5 protein-coding genes are annotated in these 2,809 nt (G+C 44.9%); 3 read left to right on the forward strand and 2 right to left on the reverse strand.

Annotated elements, in window-relative coordinates:
* Positions 1-9 precede the first annotated feature (9 nt).
* Together Q0R35_RS12755 and Q0R35_RS12760 are read right to left on the reverse strand one after the other, a co-directional pair.
* Entirely contained in the window at positions 10-516 is a 507-nt protein-coding gene (locus Q0R35_RS12755) for a nuclear transport factor 2 family protein (protein WP_295618617.1), read from the reverse strand.
* A 100-nt stretch (positions 517-616) separates the two neighbouring features.
* Positions 617-1,396, reverse strand: coding sequence for an HAD family hydrolase (locus Q0R35_RS12760; RefSeq protein ID WP_295618620.1), 780 nt, complete (start codon positions 1,394-1,396; stop codon positions 617-619).
* Between the two features lie 105 nt (positions 1,397-1,501).
* Here Q0R35_RS12760 and Q0R35_RS12765 point away from each other — a divergent pair, with 105 nt between their 5' ends.
* The 3 genes from Q0R35_RS12765 to Q0R35_RS12775 form a co-directional block, all read left to right on the forward strand.
* Positions 1,502-1,630 (forward strand): hypothetical protein, encoded by a 129-nt coding sequence (locus Q0R35_RS12765; protein ID WP_295618623.1) that lies wholly within the window; start codon positions 1,502-1,504, stop codon positions 1,628-1,630.
* A gap of 43 nt (positions 1,631-1,673) precedes the next feature.
* Entirely contained in the window at positions 1,674-2,444 is a 771-nt protein-coding gene (locus Q0R35_RS12770) for a Uma2 family endonuclease (RefSeq protein ID WP_295618626.1), read from the forward strand.
* Positions 2,445-2,629: 185 nt separating this feature from the next.
* Positions 2,630-2,809 (forward strand): DUF4279 domain-containing protein (locus Q0R35_RS12775; protein ID WP_295618630.1); only part of this gene is annotated, 180 nt, incomplete at its 3' end.

The raw sequence follows: 2,809 nt of genomic DNA on the forward strand, positions 1-2,809 counted from the left end.
GCCTAACCCCTATCCCTTAAAAGTTTTACCATTAAAGGTGGTTTGACTGGTTAATATTTTGCTTTGTTTTAGTCGCCAGCCTTGGGGAGTTTTCAGCCAAGAATCGCGAGATGTTTGATCGATAACAATTTTATTAAAACCAGCAATCGTACCTTCTGTTTTTTGATCGATTGCGACATCTAAGCTATTAGCATTAACATCGATAGTTTTGATAGTCGCTTTATTTGCTGTTAATTTAATATTAAACCGAGTAAAAAGATTATTATAGTGTTCGCGAAACTCTGATAATGTTTGTTTTTCACCTTCGGGATTGATACTTACATAATCTGGGGTAAATAATGCCGTCGCACCTTTAATATCTTTACGAATGAAAGCAGCATTAATCTGATTATAGTTAGTTTGAATTACTGGCTGAACTTTGGCGCGATCGTCGGCATTTACAGGCGCAATGCTAACAATCGCTACAGCAAGCAGCGCAGTCGAAATGAGCGAACTTCTAGTTATAGAGAAAATCATTTGGAATATTATTTGACTGCACCCAGTCTGACGTATGTACTCAGTTAAAGGTTCCTGGATTAATGAAGTGGGCGACGGGAAGTTTCTTACTTCTTACTCCTTACGCTACAAGCAGATTTACCAATTCACAAAATCCAGCTACTTCCGAGAGCTGAGTAATATAGCGCGGGTGATGGGTTAATCGATCGGCATAGTGCTGGATATTAGCCACCCCAACCGAATGTAAAAATAACTCTCGATCGAACATTGTGGCATCATTAGGACTATCGCCAACGGTAATTATCTGTGTCGGTGTAAGCTCTGGAAAATATAGTTTCAATACCTGTAAAATCGCGACACCTTTGTCTTGATGCTGCGGCTTAATATGGCATTGCACCGTACTAAATGTAAAACTATAACCCCATTGCCGACAGTAACTCGCAATTTCGCCTAATTCTAAATCTGTTAAACCAGCAACATTAAATGTCCAATCGGTAAGTCGAAACTGATTATCGCTCGATTCTTCGATTTGAGGATAAAGTTCTTGCAATTGCCAAAATCGATTCGCCAAATCTGCGCGATGTGATTCGATATTTTCTAGCCGCGTAATAAAATCAAACCCACTACAATCTCGATCGAAGTAAACACCACCATTTTCGGCGATCGCACCTGCAACCGGGAGATAATTATTAACAGCACTCACCCAGCCTGCGGATCTGCCTGTAACCAGCAGTAATTTGATATCTTTAGCATTGAGTAGATCGATCGCCTGTAACAGTTGAGGCGTAAATTTACCCCCATTAGTCAGAGTACCATCTATATCGGCGGCAATCAGCCGAATATCTGTCAATCCTTGTTTTAGTCGCTCTTGTTGGGTTGCAGGTAAAGCTAGACTAGGCATGATGGGCATGTAAATGGTTGATAGCCGAGGTTGGGCAGTACAGTCTCAAGCTACCCAAGCATGTTACCTTAATTAGCGATCGATGGGTGCGATTTTTAACCAGATGTGCTGCCCGATGGCGCTCAAATTGTCGCTACAGCCGCGAAGATGGCGATCGATCCCAAATTGTGTCAAATTTCATTTTCAGCCGAATCAATCGCCCTCCCAGAGGCATCCCGTCTCAATCTAGAATAGATGATACAGTAGATCTATGCTGCTTGTTTGAGTGTCTTTTGTCATGTACCAGTACGAGCTACCGCGATACCTTCCCACCGCCGACGAACTGCCTTGCTCCGACGATACCCCCGTGGATAACGAACTTCAACAACTCATTCCCAGCCTGCTCAAATCGATCTTACGAATGCTGTGGGATGAGCGCATGGATTGGTTCTTTGGCATCGACATGGGCATCTATTACGACGATCCAGATCGGCCCCCCATCGTCCCCGATGGTTTCTTAGCCCTGAATGTCGAGCGATTCTACGATGAAGATCTACGTTCGAGTTACGTGCTATTGGAAGAAGAAGTAGCTCCAATCTTGGTACTAGAAGTAGTTTCAAATCCCATTGGTACGGAATACACTACTAAGCTCGCTCGCTACGCACAGATGGGCGTACTCTACTATGTTATCTACTCTCTTGAAAAGGTGCTCCACTTGGGGAAACCCCAAGACCGCACTTTTCGCAACCCCAAGCGTCGCCGCAAAGCCAAACTAGAGATCCACAAACTCATCAACGGCAGCTACGAACCGCAAGCAGCTAATCCCCTCTGGATGCCGGAAATTGGCTTAGGCATCGGTAGCGAACGTGCTGGTTATGATGGGTTGACACGAGAATGGTTGTATTGGTACGACGAACGGAGCCAACGTTATCTCACCCCATACGAGCGCGCCAAACTCGATCGCGATCGAGCCACGATCGAAAGCCAACGCGCCGATACCGAAAGTCAAAGAGCCGATCGATTGGCAGCTCAATTACGCGCTCTAGGCATCGAGCCAGAAGTACCCTAAATTTAACGCTCGCGATCGAGTAATTTTCAAACCGTTACCCCACAGATAACTGCAAGTTGATTGCTGCGCTTTAATTAGTCGCTAAACCTGCCCCTACAACATTATTTGAAGTTCGTCCCAAACAGATAGGCTAGTATTTAGTAAATAAGCTTGTTTTACGATCGTCACCAGTCAGCCGCGAATTTATGGTTGAAGATAACCAGCAGTATGCTTATTTCACAATCACAGGTAGCTTTGACCCGATCGATATTACCGATCGGATTGGCGTTCTACCGACAGAGTGTTGGAAACAGGGGGAGATTAGCCATCGTACCCACAGAGAGCGGAAATTTAGCAGGTGGAGCCTGCATTCTCGGCTCGATCGC

This window comes from Chamaesiphon sp. GL140_3_metabinner_50 (assembly GCF_025361915.1).
Classification (GTDB): Bacteria; Cyanobacteriota; Cyanobacteriia; order Cyanobacteriales; family Chamaesiphonaceae; genus Chamaesiphon.

Excerpts from the sequence above, each read along its gene's own strand:
- Q0R35_RS12760 (WP_295618620.1), bottom strand. The coding sequence starts at position 1,396 with ATGCCTAGTCTAGCTTTACCTGCAACCCAACAAGAGCGACTAAAACAA.
- Q0R35_RS12755 (WP_295618617.1), bottom strand. The coding sequence starts at position 516 with ATGATTTTCTCTATAACTAGAAGTTCGCTCATTTCGACTGCGCTGCTT.
- Q0R35_RS12770 (WP_295618626.1), top strand. The coding sequence starts at position 1,674 with ATGTACCAGTACGAGCTACCGCGATACCTTCCCACCGCCGACGAACTG.